This window comes from Modestobacter marinus (assembly GCF_011758655.1).
Taxonomy (GTDB): domain Bacteria; phylum Actinomycetota; class Actinomycetes; order Mycobacteriales; family Geodermatophilaceae; genus Modestobacter; species Modestobacter marinus.
The window spans coordinates 2,787,835-2,806,801 of sequence record NZ_JAAMPA010000001.1 but is presented as its reverse complement, the minus strand read 5'-3'; the positions used below and the strand labels follow the sequence as shown (position 1 = coordinate 2,806,801).

Sequence of the window (18,967 nt, the reverse complement as noted above, 5' to 3'; positions counted from 1 at the left end):
CTACCGGCTGCCGTGTGTCCCGGCCCGCTGGGGGGGGGGGGGGGGGGGGGCAGGGTGGCCGGGTGACCGATCCCTTCTCCCTCTCCCGGTTCGTCGACGCGCAGGACGCCGGCGGCACCCACGACCAGGCGCTGGCCGAGCTGCGCGCCGGGCGCAAGACCAGCCACTGGATGTGGTTCATGTTCCCGCAGCTCACCGGCCTCGGCAGCAGCGCGATGGCGCAGCGGTACGCGATCAGCGGGCTGGACGAGGCCCGCGCCTACCTGGCCCACCCGGTGCTCGGCCCCCGGCTGCACGCGTGCGCCCACGCGCTCACCGAGCTGGACACAGGAGACCCGGTCGCCGTCCTGGGGTCGATCGACGCGCAGAAGCTGCGCTCGTCGATGACCCTGTTCGCCCGGGCGGCGCCCGACGAGCCGCTGTTCGAGCAGGTGCTGGCCCAGTACTTCGCCGGCGCTCCGGACCCGGCGACGACGTCGCGGCTGTAGGACGACGATCCGTCGGCCCCCGGCCCTACGGTGCCGGCATGGACGACGACACCCCCTGGGAACCGCCCTTCGCCGGCACCGAGGCCGAGCACCTGCTCGGGGCGCTGGACCGGCTGCGGACCACCTTCCGCTGGAAGGCCGCCGACCTGGACGCCGCCGGGCTGCAGGCCCGGGTCGGCGTCTCCGCCCTCACCCTCGGCGGCCTGCTCAAGCACCTGGCGCTGGTGGAGGACGACGTCTCCACGGGGCGGCTGAGCGGCGCACCGATCGGTGAGCCGTGGGAGTCGGAGTGGGCCGGTGGCGACTGGGCTTTCACCTCCGCCGCGGACGACTCCCCCGAGCGGCTCTACGCACTGTGGGACGACGCCGTCGCCCGGTCCCGCGCCCGGTGGGACGCCGCCCTGGCCGCCGGCGGGATGGACCAGCGGGCCGACCTGACCGGCCCGGACGGCGAGCCCGCCGGGGTGCGCCGGCTGCTGTGCGACCTGGTCGAGGAGTACGGCCGGCACACCGGGCACGCCGACCTGCTGCGCGAGGCGGTGGACGGGCTGGTCGGCGAGGACCCGCCAGCCGGCTGGCACCCCCGGGTCGGCCGCCGCCCCGTCGGCTGACCCCCGGCCCACGTGCCACCGAAATGGCCATTTTGGTGGAACGTCAGACGATGCGGACGCGGAGGCGGCGGAAGCCGCGGCCCTTGTTCTCCATCTTCACGACCTCGACCCGGCCGACCATCGCCGTGGAGGCGACGTGGGTGCCGCCGTCGGCCTGGGTGTCCAGCCCGACGATGTCCACGATCCGCACCACCTCGAGGTCCGGAGGGAGCAGGTTGGTGGCGGTCCGGATGATGTCCGGGATCGCGAACGCCTCCTCGCGCGGCAGCTCCTTGACCTCGATCCGGCGGTCGGCGGCCAGCTCGGCGTTGACCGACGCGGCGACCCGGTCCTTGAAGTCTGCCGGCACCTCGGCCAGGTCGAAGTCCATCCGGGCGGTCAGCGGCTCCATGTTGCCGCCGGTGACCAGCGCCCCGAAGTCGCGGAAGACGACGCCGGTGAGCACGTGCAGCCCCGAGTGGGTGCGCATCAGCGCCGTCCGCCGCTCGTCGTCCAGGGCGCCGCGCACCGCCGTCCCCACCGGCGGCAGCGGGTCGCCCTCGACCGGGAGCAGGTACAGCTCGTCGCCGGCGCGGGTGCCGGCGATCCGGGTGCGCACCCCACCCCACAGCAGCACGCCCTCGTCCGGCGGCTGGCCGCCGCCGCCGGGGTAGAACGCGGAGCGGTCCAGCACGATCCCCTGCTCGGGGTCGGCGGACAGCACGGTGGCGTCCCACTCCCGCACGGTCGCGTCGGCGAGGTCGAGGCGGTGGGTGTGTCCGGCGTGCGCAGCGGCCATGCCGGCATCCTGCCCGCCACGGGCGGGGTGCGGACCAGTCCACCCGCAGTCCACTCGGCCGCAGGGTCGGGGATGACCACCGGAACACGTACGGTTGCCAGTCGCCGCAGCGCCCCGTCCGCGTCCCACCCCGTCCGTCCGAGGAGCAGCCCCGTTGTCGAGCCCGTCCCCGGACCGCACCCCCGACCCGGCCACCACCCCCGACCCGGCCATCGCCGCCGAGCAGGTCGCCGTCACCGACCTCTACCGCCGGCTGGACGCCGCCCGCGAGCTGGCCGTGACCCGCTTCCGTCAGGCGCTGGCCAGCCCGGTGATCAACCCGCAGTCCCTCGGTGAGCGGGAGGCCGCCGCGCGCTTCCACTCGCAGCGGATCACCGCGCTGGACGCCGCCGACCACGGGCTGGTGATCGGCCGGCTGGACCGCGAGGAGCAGCCGGCCCCGCTCTACATCGGCCGGGTCGGGCTGCCCGCCGACGACCCCGCGGGTGACCCGGCGCTGGTCGACTGGCGCGCCCCGGCGTCCCGGCCGTTCTACACCGCGACCCCGTTCCGCCCCGAGGGCGTGGTGCGCCGCCGGCACGTGCGCACCCGCAGCCGGGCGGTCACCGCGGTCAACGACGAGGTGCTCACCGTCCGCCCGGAGGACACCGACGGCCCGGCGCTGACCGGCGAGGCCGCGCTGATGGCGGCGCTCACCGCCCAGCGCACCGGCCGGATGGCCGACATCGTGGCCACCATCCAGGCCGAGCAGGACGCGATCATCCGCAGCGACGCCCGCGGGGTGCTGGTGGTGCAGGGCGGCCCGGGCACCGGGAAGACGGCGGTGGCCCTGCACCGGGCGGCCTACCTGCTCTACACCCACCGCGACCGGCTCGCCCGCAGCGGCCTGCTGGTCGTCGGGCCCACCCCCACCTTCCTGCGCTACATCGCCGACGTGCTCCCCGCGCTCGGCGAGACCGGGGTGCTGCTCGCCGGGCTCGGCCAGCTGCGCCCGGGGCTGGACGCCCGCGGCTCGGAGAGCCAGCAGGTGGCGGAGGTGAAGGGCCGGCTGGCGATGGTCGACGTGCTCAAGGCCGCCGTCCGCGACCGGGAGACGGTGCCCCGCGGCGTGCGCGAGCTGCGCATCGACGGGGTGCCGATCAAGCTGCGGTCGGTCGACCTCACCCGCTGCCGCACCACCGGCCGGCGCGCCTCCCGGCTGCACAACCTGGGCCGGCCGGCCTTCCGCCGCGCGCTGGTCGACCTGGTGGCCCAGCGCTACGCCGACCGGATCGGCGCCGACGTGCGCGGCGGCGGCAGCCTGCTGGACTCCCGGGACCTGGACGCGCTGCGCTCGGAGATCGCCGGGGAGACCGCCGTCCGGGCGCTGGTGGACGAGATGTGGCCGGTGCTCACCGCGGAACAGCTGCTCGGTGACCTGCTCGCCTCCCCCGAGCGCATCCAGCGGGCGACGAAGGGCTGGACGGAGGAGGACCGCGCCCTCCTCGCCCGCCCGGCGGGCACGCCGTGGACCCCGGCCGACGTGCCGCTGCTGGAGGAGGCCGACGAGCTGCTCGGCTACGACGACAGCGCCGACCGGGCCCGCGAGGCCCGGCGCCGCCGGCAGGCCCGGGACGAGGCGCAGGAGACCCTCGACCTGCTGTACGGCTCCCGGTCCACCGACCTGGACGACGACGAGGACGGCGAGGAGCTGACCGCCGGCGACCTGCTGGACGCCGAGATGCTCGCCGACCGGGAGGCCGAGGTGGACGTCCGGTCGGCCGCCGAGCGGGCCGCGACCGACCGCACCTGGACGTTCGGCCACGTGGTCGTCGACGAGGCGCAGGAGCTGTCGGCGATGACCTGGCGGCTGCTGGCCCGCAAGTGCCCCACCCGGTCGATGACCGTGGTCGGCGACCTGGCCCAGACCGGCAGCCTGGCCGGCGCGACCGACTGGGGTGCGGTGCTCACGCCGCACGTCCGCGTGCAGTGGCGGCTGGCCCAGCTGACGGTGAACTACCGGACCCCGGCGGAGGTCATGGCGGTGGCCGCCGACGTGCTGGCCGCCGGCGGGGCCGGGACCACCGCGCCCCGGTCGGTGCGCAGCACGGGGGTGCCGCCGGTCGCCGAGCGGGTGACCGAGGCGACGCTGCTGCCCCGGGTCGCCGAGGTGACCGCCGAGCTGGCCACCGCCGGCGGCACGGTCGCGGTCGTCGTGCCGCCCAGCCGGGTCGACGACGTCGTCGGCCGGCTGCGTGCCGGCTGGCCGTCCGTCTCCAGCGGCCCGGCCGCGGACTCCTCGGCCGGGCCGGTGGTGCTGGTGCCCGCCGACGCAAAGGGCCTGGAGTTCGACTCCGTGCTGCTGGTCGACCCGGCGGCGGTGCTGGCCGAGGGCGTGCGCGGGCACAGCGACCTGTACGTGGCGCTCACCCGCCCCACCCAGCGGCTGACCGTGCTGCACCCCGGCGAGCTGCCCGGCGAGCTGGACCGGCTCACCGAGGCCGGCGGCACCGGGGACTGACCGGGGTCCTCGGGGTCAGCCGACCCGGAGGACCTCGCCCACCGGCCGCCGGCCACTGGTCACCGGCGTGCCGGACGGCCGGCCCAGCCGCAGCATCATCTGCGGGTGACCGACCAGGCCCAGCCGGGCGGTCAGCCGGTTGCGCGCCCACCCCTGGTCCAGCGCCTGGGTCAGCGGGGAGGCGGCCAGGCCGGCGTCGGTGACCGTCAGCAGCAGCCGGCCCAGCGCCATGCCGGCCCGCACCCAGGCCGGCCGGTCGTCGGCGGCGGTGCCCAGCAGGACCACGGACGGGTGCTCGACCGGCGGCGGCGGGTCGTCGTCGGCCGGCGTCGGGAGCACGTCGGGCGCGGCCCCGCCGCCCGCGAAGTCGCGCACGACGTAGTTGGTGGCCCGGTCCCCCGTCGGGAGCGACGCGACCGGCACCCCGTCGGGTGCGTCCGGGTCGGTCCGGAGCCAGGCCTGCAGCTCCGCCAGGTACGCCGGGTCCCGCTGCTCCAGCTGCTCGCCCTGGTCGAGCAGGACGGCGACCGCCGTCTCCTCCTCCACCCGGCCGATCGGCTTGAGCCAGACGCCGTCCCGCCCGGCCTCGACCTGCAACTGGTCGAGCAGGCCGGCCGGCAACGGCTCGGCCAGGAACGGCGCCCGGTCGGTGTGCCGCGCGCCGATCGCCGCGGCCGCTCGGACGTCGGCGGCGCTGGGCTCGGCCCGCCCCAGCACCCGCACGGTCGCCAGGTGCTCCGGGTCGGCCGGGTCGGGCAGCACCTCGACCTCCGCGGTGCAGCCGGACGCCCGCAGCGCCACCACCGCGAACTGCACGGCCACCCCGCAGCTGAGCACCTGCTGGCGGCCAGTGGGGTCGATCGCGGGCAGGACCCGGGCGGTGTCGCGGCGTACCTCCAGCCGGTCGCCGGACGCGGTGAACGTCCACGGCTGGGTGTTGTGGATCGACGGTGCCCGCACCGCCTGCTCCACCACCTGGGTCCACTGCGCCTGGTCCAGCACGTCGATCTCCTGTCGCCCTCGGGTCCTCCGCCCAGCCTCCCCGCCGGAGCGGGGGCGGGGCAGGAGCCGAAGGTCCCGGGTCAGGCGTCGCGGGTGAGCGCCAGCAGTGCGATGTCGTCGGCGCGGTAGGTGCCGGCGAGCTCGGCCAGCAGCCGGTCGCAGAGCTCGTCGGCGCCCGCGCCGGCCCCGCGCTCGGCCGCCGCCCGCAGCCGGGCCAGCCCGGTGTCGATGTCGCTGGTCCGGCTCTCCACGAGCCCGTCGGTGAACAGCAGCAGCGTCGCGCCCGGCGGCACCAGGCCGCTCCACTCGACGGCCGGCGCCGGTGGCGCCCCGAGCATCCGGCTGGGCACCACCGGGAGGTACTCGGCGCGGCCGTCGACGATCAGCAGCGGCGGCGGGTGGCCGGCCGAGGCGACGTGCAGCAGCCCGGTGGGGAGGTCCAGGGTGGCGAAGAGCGCGGTGGCCATCCGCTGCAGCCCGAGCAGCGGCCAGCTGGCCTGCAGCCGGTCGATGACGGCGGACGGTGCGGGCCCCTCCACCAGCAGGGCCCGGTAGACGCTGCGCAGCTGGCCCATCGTCGCCGCCGCGGTGATGTCGTGGCCCACCACGTCGCCGACCGCGATCGCCACGTGCTCGCCGGGCAGCGTCGCGACGTCGTAGAAGTCCCCGCCGATCTCCACGCCCGAGGTGGCGGCCAGGTAGCGCACGGCCACGGTCATCCCCGGCACCGGTGGCGGGTGCGGCGGCAGCAGGGTCGCCTGCAGCGTGTGCGAGGTGCTGGACTCCAGCTCGTACCGCTGTGCCTTGGTGAGCACCAGCGAGACCTGGTTCGCCAGCTGCTCGACCAGTTCCACGTCCGCGACGGTGAACGGGCCGCGCCGCCGGTCGGCGCTCAGCGTGAAGGCACCCAGCGTCCGCCCCTCCGCGATCAGCGGGACGCTCACGATGCTGGCCAGCTCCAGCGCCTGCACCGCCGCCAGCTCCCGGGGCTCGCGGACCACGGAGGCCAGCCAGGCGTCGTCGGGTGCGGGGAACCACTGGGTGCACCCCTCGGCCAGTGCCCGGCGAGCGGGGTGGGGCAGCTCGCGCGCCGGCGGGGCCCACTCCAGCAGGGTGTCGACCAGGTGCTGGCGGGCCGGGTCGCCGTGCCGGGCGACCACCCGCCGGGCGCCGTGCACGGTGACCAGGTCGAGCAGGCAGACGTCGGCCAGCCGGGGCACGGCCAGCTCCGCCAGCCGGTCGATGGTCTCCCGGACCCCGGTCGCGGCGGCCATCTGCCGGGCGGCGTGCAGCAGGAAGGCCGAGCGCTCGGCCTGCCGGGTGGTCTCCTCCTGCAGCCGGGCCCGTTCCAGCGCCTGCCCGGCCTGGCGGCCCAGGGTCCACAGCAGGTCGCGGTCCCCGTCGGACAGCTCGCCGTCCCGCGGCTCGTCGAGGTCGATCAGGTCGTCGGCGGCCGAGTTCCCCAGCCCCAGCAGCAGCACGCCCAGCCGCCGGGTGTCGGCGGACACCGGGACGACGACGAGCGCGTGCAGGCCCGCCTCGCCCAGCGCGGTGGCCAGCTCGGGCCGCCGCTCGTGCAGCCGCTCGTCGGGGACGACCACCCGCAGCCCCTCGGCCAGCTCCAGGGCGATCCGCCCGTCGGCCGCCGTGACCAGCTGGTCCAGCAGGGCCGCCGGCAGCCCGTCACTGCAGGCCACGACCAGCTCCGGCTGCGACGCGGTGCCCGCAGCGCCCCCGCGCGGTCCGACCGGGCCGCCGGTGACCAGCAGCAGCGCGGCACCGCGGCTGCGCAGCGCCGTGCGCGCCTGCTGGACGACGACCGAGGCCACGTCGGCCGTCGACACCGCGCCGGCCAGCTGCACGACGACCTCCTGCAGCGTCCGCGACCGGGCCTCGGAGAGCTCGGCGGCGCGGTGGGCGGAGAGGATCTCCCGCTCGTACTGCCGCCGGGCCGTCGCCTCGAACAGCGTCGCGCGGACCAGCAGCGGGCCGCCCTCGGGGTCGCGCAGCTCGACCGCGTTCACCAGGCAGGGCAGCACCGTGCCGTCGTCCCGGACGACGTCCAGGGCGACCTCGCGGACCGCCCCCTGCATGCGCAGCAGCGGGGCCAGGTGGGTGTCGTGGAAGACCTGCCCGCCGACGCTGAGCAGGTCGCGCAGCCGGGTGCGCAGCACCCGCTCGGCCGGGCGGCCCAGCCAGCTGCAGAGGGTCTCGTTGACCTTGACGATCGTGCCGTCCGGGAGCGTGGACAGGTAGCCGCAGGGCGCGTGCTCGTACAGGTCGGCCGGGTCGTCCTCGAGGAGCTGGTCCAGCCGGGCCCGGTCCTCACCGCCACGACGCCGGTCGGACCCTGCCGTGTGGGACGCGGTCACGACCAGGCCCGGATGGCGGCCGTGGTCTCCTCCGGTGCGCTCAGGTGCGGGCAGTGGCCGGTCGCCGACAGCTTCGTGAAGGTCGAGCCGGGGACGTGCTCGTGCACGTACCGACCGGCCGTCTCCGGGGCGATCACGTCCTCCGAGCACTGCAGCACCAGGGTGGGCACGTCGACGCCGGGCAGGTCGGCCCGGTTGTCGGAGAGGAAGGACACCCGGGCGAACTGCCGGGCCACGTCGGGGTCGGTGCGGCAGAAGCTGTTGGTCAGCTCGGCGGCCAGCTCGGGCCGGTCGGAGTTGCCCATGATCACCGGAGCCATCGCGGCCGACCAGCCGAGGTGGTTGGCGTCCAGGGCGTCCAGCAGGTCCCGGATCTGGGCGCGGGAGAACCCGCCGACGTAGTCACCGTCGTCGACGTACCGGGCGCTGGGCCCGACCATCACCATCGCGCCGAACAGCTCCGGGGCCTGCGCGTGGGCCAGCACCCCGATCATGGCGCTGACCGAGTGCCCGACGAACACCGCGTCGGTCAACTCCAGGTCGCGCATGACCTCCACGACGTCGCCGGCGTACCCCCGCAGGCTGTTGTACTTCGCCGGGTCGTAGGCCGAGAGGTCGGAGTGGCCGAAGCCGACGTGGTCGAAGGTGACGACCTGGTGGTCGACCTCGAAGTCCGGCGTGAGGAACCGCCACATGTTCTGGTCACAGCCGTAGCCGTGCGCGAACACCATCGGCCGCCCACCGGGTCGGCCGCTCACACGGACGTCGTGCCGCGTGCGGACGCTCATGGCGACGAAAGTACGCGACCCGGCAGTGCCGTCACCAGCGTCCGCGCACCGCTCACCCGGGCCGGACCGCGGTCAGCACCACCCCGCTGGCCGGGCGCGCCGGGATGCGGCGCAGCGAGATCTCCAGGTCCTGCGGCGGCAGCGTGTACCCCAGCCGGGCCAGCCGGACGGCGAGCGCCGACAGCAGCGCGACGGTGATGTCCTCACCCGGGCAGCGGTGCCCCGTGCGCGGGTCGCCGGCCCCCTGCGGCACCAGCTCCCACGGGCCGATCCGCCGGACGGCGGCACCGGCTCCCTCGCCGTCCAGGAAGCGCTCGGGCCGGAAGGCGTAGGGCTCGGGGAACAGCTCGGGGTCGTGGTTCTGCCCGAACAGGTCCAGCAGCACCATGGCCCCCGCCGGCACCCGCTCGCCCTCCCACTCGACCTCCCGCGGCGACCGGCCGCCGATGAACGGGGCGAAGGGGTAGTACCGGCGCACCTCGTGGGCCATGGCCGTGGCGAACGCCGGCTCCCCGGTGCGCAGCCGCTCCCGCATGCCCGGCCAGTGGTGGAGGGCGTGGGCGGTGAAGCCGACGAACCAACTGACCGCGGCGGTCGGGCGGATGACGTTGAGCACCTCGACCGCGGCCACCCGCGGCTCCAGCAGCTCCCCGTCGGAGTCCCGGTGACCGGCGACGACGTCGAGCACCGAGCCCGTCGGCACCTCTCGCCGGCCGCTGCGCACCCCCTCGACGATCCCGGCCAGCCAGGCCTCACGCCGCTGCCGCACCCGGCGGGCCCGCCAGTGCCGGGGCGCACCGGTGGCGAAGCCGTCGACCATGGTGGTGAGGTCGCGGGCCAGCGCCGGGAGCTCCTCGTCGCCCACCGGCACGGCCGCCCAGTCGCAGACCCCCCGGGTGAGGACCTCGGCGGCGGCGTCCATCAGCACGACCTGCGGCTGCTGCGCCCAGCGCTGCGCGGCCTCGTCCCAGGCGGTGGTGACCCGGTCGACCAGGTCGCCGATGCCCTCGCCCATCAGCAGGTGCACGAACATCGCCTTGCGCACCCGGTGCGCCTCGCCGTCGAGGGTGTGCACGGCCCCGTGACCGAACAGCGTGCTGACCACCGGCTCGGGCAGTGCGCCGCTGCGGCGCACGTTGCGCTCGTCGTAGAGGAAGCGGGCGCCACCGGTGCCCATGACGCCCAGCGCGGGGCGCACCATCAGCCGGGTGCGCACGGCGTCCCGGCCGGCCGCGCGGCGCAGGTCGGGGAGCCAGGCGTACCCCCTGGCCAACATCGGGATCGACTGGTCCAGCCGGGGCATGCGGATCATGGCCCCTGACGTGCCCACCTCGGAACGGCGGAAACCGGCGGCCAGGTCACGCCCGGGGTGCGGGACCCTGCGGGCCGGCGCCCCGTTGCGCGCGGCCGCGGGTGCTGCTGGTCAGTGCCGGGTGGTGCCGCAGTCGGCGCAGCGCTTGCGGGCGCCGGTGTTCTTGCGGCGGCAGTTCTCGCACGTCCACAGCGTGCGTTCGATCGTGCGCATGTCCCGTTCCTCTCGCCAGGCCGGTGTGTCCGGCCTCCCCCTGCGGGTGGGTCAGGGGTCTCCAGCCCACCACCGGGCCGACGCTAGGTCGCGTCGGTGACGGTGAGGTGTCCGGCGCGGAACGACTGCGAGGCACACCGCACCGGCCGCCCCGGGAGGGACAGCGGGCTGCTCAGCTGCCGCAGCCGCCGGCACCGCACGCGCAGCCACCGCAGCCGGCCGCGGGGGCCGGAAGGGGCCGGCGGGCGATCCGGGCCATGCCGACGGCGCCGGCCAGGTTGGCCAGGCCCAGCACCCCGACCGTCCCGGCGGCCAGGACGCGCGCGGTGGCCAGCAGGGCGTCGACCCCGCCGAGCAGGGCCACCGCCACCGCAGCGGCCGCGACCAGCACGGCGCCACCGAGCGCCAGCGGACGCCGGTCGGTGGCGGCGACGGCCAGGGCAGGCAGCGCGACCACGGCAGCGACGACGAACAGCCAGCCGGTGGCCGCCGCCGACAGCAGCGCCACGCCCATGGCGAGGGCGCCGAGCCAGACGCCGCCCGCGCCGACCAGTGCGGCCGTGCGGTCGACGGCGCCGGTGCGGGCCCCGCGGAGCAGCCGCACGCCCTGCACGACGCCGAACAGGCCGATCGCGCCCAGCAGCACCCGCGGGCCCACCCCGGACCAGGTCAGGGCCAGGACCGCCAGGGCGAGCAGGACGACGCCCAGCACCACCATCCGCGGCCAGGTGGCCTGCGCCTGCTGCGGGGTGGGCGGGGTGATCGGGGAGCTCCCGGCCTGCCGGCCGGCGGTCACGGCGTTCGTCACCGGGCCAGTGTCCCTCACCGTCCGGGATCCGTCCCGCACGCACCTGGACGACGCAGCCGCTCCGCGGACCGGCAGGGCCGCTCCCCCGGCGGTGCACCCCGTGCTGTGCCACGCTGATCGCCGCTTCGACGCCGGTGATCGTCGAGCACACGGCATCAGGAGGAACGGTCATGGGCACCTCGGGAACGGCCGCCAGAGCCGACCAGGCGGGCAGCAGCGACACGCTGGAGCACCTGGCGCGGGTGGGGCTGGTCGCCTACGGCATCGTCCACCTGCTGCTGGCCTGGCTGTCCCTCCAACTGGCCTGGGGCGGCAGCGGTGACTCCGCCGACCAGTCGGGGGCGATGGCCACCCTGGCCGAGCAGCCGTTCGGGAAGCCGCTGCTGTGGGTGCTGGCCGCGGGCCTGATCGCGCTCGCCCTCTGGCAGCTGGCCGAGGTGCTGCGCCACCGCGCCGGGCTGCACGGCTCGGGCGACGCGCGCAAGGACGCGCTCGCCACGATCGCCAAGGCGATCGCCAAGACCGTCATCTACCTCGTCCTGGCCTACACCGCGATCCGGTTCGCCACCGGTGGTGGGCAGTCCGGCTCCGGGCAGGAGGAGCAGACGGTCGCCGGTGTCCTCGGCTGGCCCGGTGGCCGCTACCTGGTCGGCGCCGCGGCACTCGCGCTGCTCGGGGTGGGCGCCTACCTGGTGCACAAGGGCGTCACCAAGCGGTTCCTCAAGGAGATCGACACCGCGGACGCCTCGGCGACGCAGCGCCGGCTGATCGAGCGGCTGGGCCAGGTCGGCTACCCGGCGAAGGGGGTCGCCCTGGCGGTCGTCGGCGGCCTCCTGGGCTGGGCGGCGATCACCTTCGACGCGGACAAGGCCGGCGGGCTCGACGACGCGATGCACACCGTCCTGTCGGCGCCGTTCGGCCAGGCACTCCTGACGCTGGTCGCCCTGGGCATCGCCGCGTTCGGGGTCTTCTGCCTCTTCCGCGCCCGCTTCCCCGAGCGCACCTGACCGGCGCGGGCGGGCAACGCGACAGTGGTGGACGTCGTCCCGCAGCGGGTGCACGACGCGGTCGCCCGGGCCCGGGAGGTCACCGACCACCCCTTCCTGGAACACCTCGCCCGGATCGGGCTGGTCGCCTACGGCGTGCTGCACGTGCTCATCGGCTGGCTGGCCTCCCGGATCGCCTGGTTCGTGCAGCCGGGCACCGAGGACGCCGACCAGACCGGGGCGCTGCAGGCGGTCGCGGACTCCCCCGGCGGCCGGGTGCTGCTGTGGATCATCGGGCTGGGCCTATTCGCGCTCTCCGCCTGGCAGGCCGGTGAGGTGCTGCGCTGGTGGACCGGGCTGCTGCGCCCGGCGCACCGGCTGCGCACCGCCCTCGTCTGCACCAAGTGCGCGGCCAAGGCCGTCGTCTACGCGGTGCTGGGGGTGACCGCCCTGTTCTTCGCCGTCGGCGCGGGCTACCAGGCCGACGAGCGGTTCCAGGCGATGGCCGACGGCGCGCTGGAGATCCCCGGCGGGTCGGCGCTGGTCGTCGCCGTCGGGCTCGGGGTGGCCGCCGTCGGCCTGTACGTGCTGGTGCGCGGGGTGACCGGCGGGTTCATGCGGGACGTCGACCTCGACGCCGCCCCCGACCGCTGGGAACCGCTGATCGAGCGGCTCGGCTCGTTCGGCTACGTGGCGAAGGGGATCGCCTTCGCCGTCTCCGGGGGCCTGCTGGTGTACGCGGCGGCCACCCGCGACGTCTCCACGGCGACGGGGCTGGACGGCGCGATGAACGCGATCGGCGGGGTGCCGACCGGGCGGTGGCTGCTCACCGCGGTCGCCGTCGGGTTCGTGGCGTTCGGGGTGTACGCCCTGGCCCGGGCCCGCTACCCCGACCGCGACCCGACCACCTGACCGGGGCCGCCGACCACCGACCCGGGCGTCCCGGTGGTCGGCGCAGGCGCTTCAGCGGAGGGCGACGAGGCCGGCGCCGGTCGAGGTGAAGCCGCACTCGTCCAGGTAGAAGCCGCGCAGGTGCTCGTCGAAGTCGACGTGCAGCCACTCGCAGTCGCTCTGCCGCGCCCCGGCCACCGCCGCCTCGACCAACGCCCGGCCGATCCCCGTCCGGCGCCGGTCGGCCCGGACCAGCGTGTCCAACAGGAAGGCGTGCACCCCGCCGTCCCAGGCGACGTTCACGAAGCCGACCAGCTCGCCGTCCTGGACGGCGGTCACCCAACCCAGGCTGTGCCGCGCCACCTGCGCGCCCCAGGCGTCGTCGAGCAGCGGGTGCCCGAACCCCTCGGCGTGCAGCGCGTTCACGTCGGCGTCGGCGAAGGGGCCGCGCCAGGTGTACTCGGTCGCCGGGGTCAACCTGCGGCCGACGTCAGTCGACGACGGTGAAGACGTCCCACAGACCGGTGATCTGCAGCGGCCGGACGACGGCGCGTGTGGTGCCGCACCGCACCCGCAGCTCCCGGCCGGCGGCCAGTGCTGCCCGGTGGGCGGTCGCGAGGGCGGAGAGCCCGGCGGAGTCGAGGAAGGTGACCCCGCGCAGGTCGACCTCCACGGTCGTGGTGCCCGGGCGCTGCACGACCTCCAGCAGGCAACCGCGCAGCCCCGGCGCGGTGGCGGAGTCGACCTCACCGCTGACGGAGACGGTGCAGCCGGCCGACGAGGTGGCGGCGCGGACGTCGATGCGGGTCGGGTCGATGTCGACGTTGAGTGCGGTCATGCGGACCTCCGGCGTAGCTCGCGTGGCCAGTGGCATCGGCCACCAGCCTCGTGCGCCGAGCAGCGTGCACTCGGTCGCGGCTGGTGGTTGAACCGCAACTGTGACGCTAGGGAACAGGCCGGTTGGGCACAAGGGGCTGCGGCGCGCCGAGCGGCGCCACGCCGAGGAGAGCGGTCTCAGGCGTGGGCGTGTCAGCCCCAGACCTCCGCGGCGGTCTCCACGACCAGCGCGAGCTTGGCGACCTGCTCGTCGCGGGTCAGCGCGTTCCCCTCGACCGTCGAGGAGAAGCCGCACTGCGGGGAGAGCGCCAGCTGCTCCAGCGGCACGTGCCGCGCCGCCTCGTCGATCCGGCGCTTGAGGTCGTCCTTGCGCTCCAGCTCCGGCCGCTTGCTGGTGACCAGCCCCAGGACGACGCGCTTGCCCGGCGGCACGAACCGCAGCGGCTCGAAGCCACCCGAGCGCGCGTCGTCGTACTCCAGGAAGAAGCCGTCGACCTCGAGCCCGCCGAACAGCGCCTCGGCGACGAAGTCGTAGCCACCCTCGGCGACCCAGGAGGACCGGAAGTTGCCCCGGCACATGTGCGTGGTGACCGTGAGCCCCTCCGGCCGGCCGGCGAGGGCTGCGTTGATCTGCCGGATGTACCGCTCGTGCTGGTGCTCCGCGTCGCGTCCCTGCCCGGCGAGCTCGGCGCGCTGCGCCGGGTCGTTGAGGTAGGCGAGGCTGGTGTCGTCGAGCTGCAGGTAGCTGCACCCCTGGGCGGCGACCGCCTGCACCTGCTGGCGGTAGGCGGCCGACAGGGCGTCCCAGAACGCGTCCTCGTCGGGGTACACGGCCGGGTCGATCGCCGCGGCACCGCCCCGGTAGTGGACCATCGACGGCGAGGGGATGGTCAGCTTCGCCGTCTGGCCGGGCTGCACCTGCGACTGCAGGAAGGCCAGGTCCGGGCCGAAGATCGGCTCGTCGATCGACAGCGGCCCCTCGACCCGCAGGCCCGCCGGGGTGAAGTCGATCGTGCCGTCGGCGTTCCGGAAGTGGACCTCGATGTTCTGCTCGACCTTGCGGATCCCGTTGATCGCGTAGATGAAGTCCATGTGCCAGGAGGCGCGGCGGAACTCACCGTCGGTCGCGGTCGACAGGCCCACGTCGGCCTGCATCCGGACCACGTCGGCGATCGCGTCGTCCTCGATCCCGCGCAGCTCGGCGGCGTCGATCTCACCGGCGGCGTGGCGCGCCCGCGCATCGAGCAGGGACCGGGGGCGCAGGAGGCTGCCGACGTGGTCGGCACGGAACGGTGGGCCGGATCGGTCGGACATGCCCTCAGCATGCTCGCCCCACCCCGTCCCGGCCTCTCCGCGCGCACCCCTCGACCGGGCCGGACCGCACGGCCGGCGGGCAGGCGGATACTGGGGGGCATGTCGAAGCGGACCGTCGTCGCCGGGGTCGCCTGGCTCGCCCTCACCGTGCTGGCCTTCGGCACCGACGTCATCCTGGGCGCCGTCGTGCTGATCTTCGGCGCCGCGGCGGTCGTCGTCGTGCAGCTGTCCAGCACCTGGTCCGAGCACCCGGACTTCGAGACCCGCGAGCTGGCCCGCGCCCGGCGGCGCAAGGTCAAGTGGGAGAAGAACGCCCCCCGCCGGGAGAAGGACGCCGCCCGCTACGCCGCCCACCAGGAGCGGCAGGCGGCCAAGGCGCGCGCCGCCCAGGACCGGACCGCAGACGACCGCACGCGCTCCTGAGCCGAAAAGGGTTCGACGGCCGCGGCCGCCGTCCCTACCGTCCTCGACATGGGCGACACCTTCCTGCGGCTGCGGCTGCACACCTCCTGAGCTGATCCGCGGGCGCTGCCGGGCAGCCCCGCCGTCCGCCGGTCCGACGACCGGCCAGGACCGCTCCTCCCCCGTTCCGGCGTGCCCGCGCCGATGTCGCGGGCTGCCCGCCGCACCTCCTGGAGTCCTCATGTCACGACCCACCCCTGCCCTCGACGGCCTGGCCGACACGGCCCGCGGCCGGCTGCCCGACGACGCGCACGACGGCTTCGACCGGCTGGCGCACGCGGTCCTCGCCGCTCCCGGCGCCGGCCGGCAGGCCGCGCTCGGTGCGGTGCTGCGCGGCCTGCTGCCCGGCACCGCCGGGGTCCGCTGGCTGCACGCCGAGGGGCTGTCGCCGACCTCACGAGCCACGGACCTCACGGCTGCGCACTGGCTCTCCCTGCACGAGGCGTGGCTGACCCACCAGCGGGCACCGCACGCCGGTGGGCGGGCGACCGGGCACGGCCCGCGGCCGGACAGCCGGCACGGCCACGCCCCCGGCGCGCAGGCCATCCCGCGCTACTACTGAGCGCGGCGGCCCTGGTCCAGGGGGCGACCAGCCCGTCCTCCGCACCGCGGGTCCGCAGTGCGGAGGACGGGGCGGGTCAGCCGACGGCGTCCTCGGCGGCGAGCTCGGTCGCGCGGTCGGGATGCGCGAACGCCTCGGCCAGCGCCTGCCGCATCGGCCAGGCCCCGGCCCGCCAGGCCAGGGCCCGGCCGAGGGCGGCCGGGGTCCCGTCCACGGCGTCGACGTCCCCGCCGGGCCACCAGGCCACCTCGACCCCACCCGTGACGGTCAGCGCCGGGTGAACCGCGACCGACCCGGTCAGCTCGGCCAGCCCCAGCCGGGCGGCGGCCAGCCCGGCCCCGGGCACCTCTGCCCAGCGCACGGTGCGGGCGGGGCGGCTGGTCACCCGGGCGGCGACCTGCTCGCTGGCCAGCGGCACGTCCAGCAGGTCGGCTACCGCGACCGGCCGCCCGCCGGCGGGTACCACGGCCAGTGACACCAGTGGCTGTAACCACGGTGCGTCGAGCACGACCGCCTCGGCGCTGACCCGGTCCGGCGCCGTCCGGACCCGCGCCGGCGGGTCGACGTCCACCCCGTCCAGCGCCTCGGCGAGCTGGGCGTAGACCGTGCGCAACACCGCCGGGGCGACCGTGCGGGAGGCGTCGCCGAGCCGGTCGAGGAGGTCGATCGCGCCGTCGACGTCGGCCAGCACGTCGGCCACCGTGGCCGGCACCCCGAGCAGGTCGCGCACGGCAGCGGGGAGGTCGCCGACCGGTTCGTACAGTCCCTGTAACTCGACGGCGCCGGGGGTGCGGAGCCGGTCCGGTCGCATCCCGGCCAGGACCGGCGAGGTGCGCAACCACCAGCGCAGGTAGCCGGTGACGACGGTGCCGCCGAGGTCGAGGTCGGCCCGGGCAGCCGGCGGCAGGGCGGCGAGCAGCGGGAGCGCCCGGTCCCAGTCGCGCACCAGTTCCAGGTCCCGCACCGCGGTGAGCGCGGGCCACTCCGGCGGCGGCGCATCGGCCGGCAGCCGGTCCAGGACGGCGTCCACCCACTCCTCGACCCGGTCGACGTCCAGGTCGTCGGGGTCCTCGGCGGTCAGCAGCGCGAAGGTGTCCAGCACGCCGACCGCGCGCAGGGCGTCGACGTCCTGGTCGCGGGCGAACTCCGGGTCCAGCGCGCCGAGCGCCCCGGGTGCGAGCACGTCGGCCAGCGGCGACCCCGGGCGCACCAGCTCGCCGGCCGGCGCCCAGCCGCCGTCGTCGTCCGGGAGGGCCAGCTCGGCCAGCCACGGGAGCTCCCCCGGGGCGGGTGCCGCCGCGGCGACGAGGGCGAGGACCGCGACGGCAAGCGGCTCGACGTCCTCGTCGTCGTCGGCCCGGTCCAGCGAGCTCTCCACCGCCGCGCGCACGTCGGGGTCGGCGAGCACCGCGGTCGCGGTCGCCGGCCGGGCACCCAGCCGCTCCAGCACCCGCCGGGCCGGACCGGCGGCCACGGCGGGGTCGGCGATCCGCAGTCCGAGCGGCGCCAGCCGTGCGGCGGGCAGCGACCCGTCGGCGAGCAGCACGCCGACCGGGGTCTGCGCCGTCCGCCCGTCGGCCAGCGGGACCGGCAGGGCGGCCAGCTCGTCGCGGTCGGCGCCGTCCAGCGCGCCGTACAACCGGGCCCACCACTCCCCCGGCCGCCGCACGCCACGCACGGCCTCGACGACGTCGGCCCACCCGGCGCGGCGCACGCCGAGCGCGGCCAGCACCCGGGCGTCGGCGCGCCGGGACCAGCCGGCCGGCAGCAGGCCGGGGAGCACGCCGGCGAGGGCGGTGACCCGGTCGTCGGTCGGGTCGTCGAGGGCCACGGCCTGCCGCGGGCGCAGCGGCGGCTCCTCCGGGTCCGCGGCCGGCAGCCACGCACGCGCGGTGAGGCGGTCCAGCACGGCCCGGCACACCGCGGCGTCCAGCTCGGCGGCCGCCAGGCCGACGGCCGGCACCAGCCGCAGCAGCACCGGGTCGGCGGGCAGCGCGGCGAGCAGGTCGGCGTAGCCGTCGGCCGCCACCTCGACGAGCGCGTCGGTGACCGGACCGGGGGCCACGTGCCGCCGGTCGGGGCCCAGGGGGAAGGGGGCGATCAGCCGGGCCGGCAGCGACAGCGGTTCGTCGCTGGGGGTCGGCGCGTGCAGCACCTGCCGGCCGGTCAGCGGGACCGGCGCCCCGTCGCCGTCGACCGGGACGGCCCAGGTGACGGCGTACCGGCGGCGCTCGCGCTCCTCGACGGGCCGGTCGGCGAACAGCTCCGCCGGCAGCTCCCCGGTGCGCCGCACCAGCTGCCAGGTCGTCGTGGTGCCGTCGTCGGCCAGCCGGGCCTGCGGGCCGTCGTCGGAGCGGGTGAGGGTGCGGACCCGGCCGTCGAGCACCACGTCGACCCGGCAGAGGGCCGGCAGGGCCAGCAGCAGCTCCGGCTCCAGGGACTGCAGCGACGCGCGCACCGCCGCGACGGCGTCCGGGCGCAGCGGCAGCACGACCTGGGTGGCGAAGCCGTCCGGAGGCCGGCCGTCGGCCTCGAACGGCAGCCGCAGCACCGGGACGGCGCCGCGCCGGCGGGCCAGCTCGGGCCCGAGCGCGGGGACGGCGGCGGCAGCCGCGCGGGTCTCGGCGGCGCTGAACCGGACGGACTGCTCGGTGGACAGGACGGCCGGTTCGTCGGTCACCGCGAGCACGGCCGCGAAGCCGACGCCGAAGCGGCCGACGCTGTTCCCCGTGTCCCGCTTGGCCGACGCCCGCAGGGTGGCCAGCGCCTGCACGCCGTCGTCGTCCAGCGGCGCGCCGGTGTTGGCGGCGCGGAGGACGCCGCCGGTCAGGTCGAGGCGGAGGTGCCCCGGTGTCCCGGCCCGGCTCGCCGCGTCGGCGGCGTTCTGGGCGAGCTCGACGAGGAGCCGGTCGCGGTAGCCGCCACGGACCAGGTCCTCCTCGGCGTTGGCGTCCTCCCGGAACCGGGCCGGCGAGTCGGTCCAGGCAGCCAGCACCCGGCGGCGGAGTCCAGCGGGGTCGGCCACCCGGGCAGCATGCCCGAG

General features: G+C 76.4%; 17 protein-coding genes. 7 read left to right on the top strand and 10 right to left on the bottom strand.

Annotated elements, in window-relative coordinates:
* The first annotated feature begins 62 nt into the window (after positions 1-62).
* Complete coding sequence (locus tag FB380_RS13270; RefSeq protein ID WP_341800174.1) at positions 63-488, top strand: DUF1810 domain-containing protein; 426 nt, start codon at positions 63-65, stop codon at positions 486-488.
* Between the two features lie 38 nt (positions 489-526).
* Complete coding sequence (locus tag FB380_RS13265) at positions 527-1,099, top strand: mycothiol transferase (protein WP_166755437.1); 573 nt, start codon at positions 527-529, stop codon at positions 1,097-1,099.
* Positions 1,100-1,142: 43 nt separating this feature from the next.
* Here the strand turns inward: FB380_RS13265 and FB380_RS13260 are convergent, their stop codons facing one another.
* Positions 1,143-1,877, bottom strand: coding sequence for an alanyl-tRNA editing protein (locus tag FB380_RS13260; protein ID WP_166755436.1), 735 nt, complete (start codon positions 1,875-1,877; stop codon positions 1,143-1,145).
* Positions 1,878-2,031: 154 nt separating this feature from the next.
* On the opposite strand from FB380_RS13260, the gene FB380_RS13255 reads away from it, so the two are divergent.
* Positions 2,032-4,377 (top strand): HelD family protein, encoded by a 2,346-nt coding sequence (locus FB380_RS13255; protein WP_208382838.1) that lies wholly within the window; start codon positions 2,032-2,034, stop codon positions 4,375-4,377.
* 15 nt (positions 4,378-4,392) lie between these two features.
* On the opposite strand, the gene FB380_RS13250 is transcribed toward FB380_RS13255, so the two are convergent.
* The 5 genes from FB380_RS13250 to FB380_RS13230 form a co-directional block, all read right to left on the bottom strand.
* A complete protein-coding gene (locus FB380_RS13250) occupies positions 4,393-5,379 on the bottom strand; it encodes an Acg family FMN-binding oxidoreductase (protein ID WP_166755435.1) in 987 nt (328 codons plus the stop codon).
* An 80-nt stretch (positions 5,380-5,459) separates the two neighbouring features.
* On the bottom strand, positions 5,460-7,751 hold the full coding sequence (locus FB380_RS13245) for a SpoIIE family protein phosphatase (protein ID WP_166755434.1): 2,292 nt from the start codon (positions 7,749-7,751) through the stop codon (positions 5,460-5,462).
* Complete coding sequence (locus FB380_RS13240; protein WP_166755433.1) at positions 7,748-8,539, bottom strand: alpha/beta fold hydrolase; 792 nt, start codon at positions 8,537-8,539, stop codon at positions 7,748-7,750. Before FB380_RS13240 ends, FB380_RS13245 begins: the two co-directional genes overlap by 4 nt.
* Positions 8,540-8,591: 52 nt before the next feature.
* Positions 8,592-9,851, bottom strand: a complete 1,260-nt coding sequence (locus FB380_RS13235) for a cytochrome P450 (protein WP_243850162.1) — start codon at positions 9,849-9,851, stop codon at positions 8,592-8,594.
* Positions 9,852-10,236: 385 nt separating this feature from the next.
* Positions 10,237-10,872, bottom strand: coding sequence for a hypothetical protein (locus FB380_RS13230; RefSeq protein ID WP_166755432.1), 636 nt, complete (start codon positions 10,870-10,872; stop codon positions 10,237-10,239).
* A 170-nt stretch (positions 10,873-11,042) separates the two neighbouring features.
* Here FB380_RS13230 and FB380_RS13225 point away from each other — a divergent pair, with 170 nt between their 5' ends.
* Together FB380_RS13225 and FB380_RS13220 are read left to right on the top strand one after the other, a co-directional pair.
* Entirely contained in the window at positions 11,043-11,879 is an 837-nt protein-coding gene (locus FB380_RS13225) for a DUF1206 domain-containing protein (protein ID WP_166755431.1), read from the top strand.
* Positions 11,880-11,906: 27 nt separating this feature from the next.
* Positions 11,907-12,770, top strand: a complete 864-nt coding sequence (locus tag FB380_RS13220; RefSeq protein WP_166755430.1) for a DUF1206 domain-containing protein — start codon at positions 11,907-11,909, stop codon at positions 12,768-12,770.
* Positions 12,771-12,821: 51 nt separating this feature from the next.
* On the opposite strand, the gene FB380_RS13215 is transcribed toward FB380_RS13220, so the two are convergent.
* The 3 genes from FB380_RS13215 to FB380_RS13205 form a co-directional block, all read right to left on the bottom strand.
* On the bottom strand, positions 12,822-13,226 hold the full coding sequence (locus tag FB380_RS13215) for a GNAT family N-acetyltransferase (protein ID WP_166755429.1): 405 nt from the start codon (positions 13,224-13,226) through the stop codon (positions 12,822-12,824).
* Positions 13,227-13,239: 13 nt separating this feature from the next.
* The gene (locus FB380_RS13210; protein WP_166755428.1) at positions 13,240-13,587 is read right to left on the bottom strand and encodes an STAS domain-containing protein; all 348 of its coding nucleotides are present in this window, start codon (positions 13,585-13,587) and stop codon (positions 13,240-13,242) included.
* Between the two features lie 191 nt (positions 13,588-13,778).
* Positions 13,779-14,900: a 5-methyltetrahydropteroyltriglutamate--homocysteine S-methyltransferase gene (locus tag FB380_RS13205; RefSeq protein WP_166755427.1), complete on the bottom strand. Its 1,122-nt coding sequence runs from the start codon at positions 14,898-14,900 to the stop codon at positions 13,779-13,781.
* 99 nt (positions 14,901-14,999) lie between these two features.
* Here FB380_RS13205 and FB380_RS13200 point away from each other — a divergent pair, with 99 nt between their 5' ends.
* Positions 15,000-15,323, top strand: a complete 324-nt coding sequence (locus FB380_RS13200) for a hypothetical protein (RefSeq protein ID WP_166755426.1) — start codon at positions 15,000-15,002, stop codon at positions 15,321-15,323.
* Between the two features lie 220 nt (positions 15,324-15,543).
* Entirely contained in the window at positions 15,544-15,924 is a 381-nt protein-coding gene (locus tag FB380_RS13195) for a hypothetical protein (RefSeq protein WP_166755425.1), read from the top strand.
* A 76-nt stretch (positions 15,925-16,000) separates the two neighbouring features.
* Here the strand turns inward: FB380_RS13195 and FB380_RS13190 are convergent, their stop codons facing one another.
* A complete protein-coding gene (locus tag FB380_RS13190; RefSeq protein ID WP_166755424.1) occupies positions 16,001-18,949 on the bottom strand; it encodes a sacsin N-terminal ATP-binding-like domain-containing protein in 2,949 nt (982 codons plus the stop codon).
* Between the last annotated feature and the right edge of the window lie 18 nt (positions 18,950-18,967).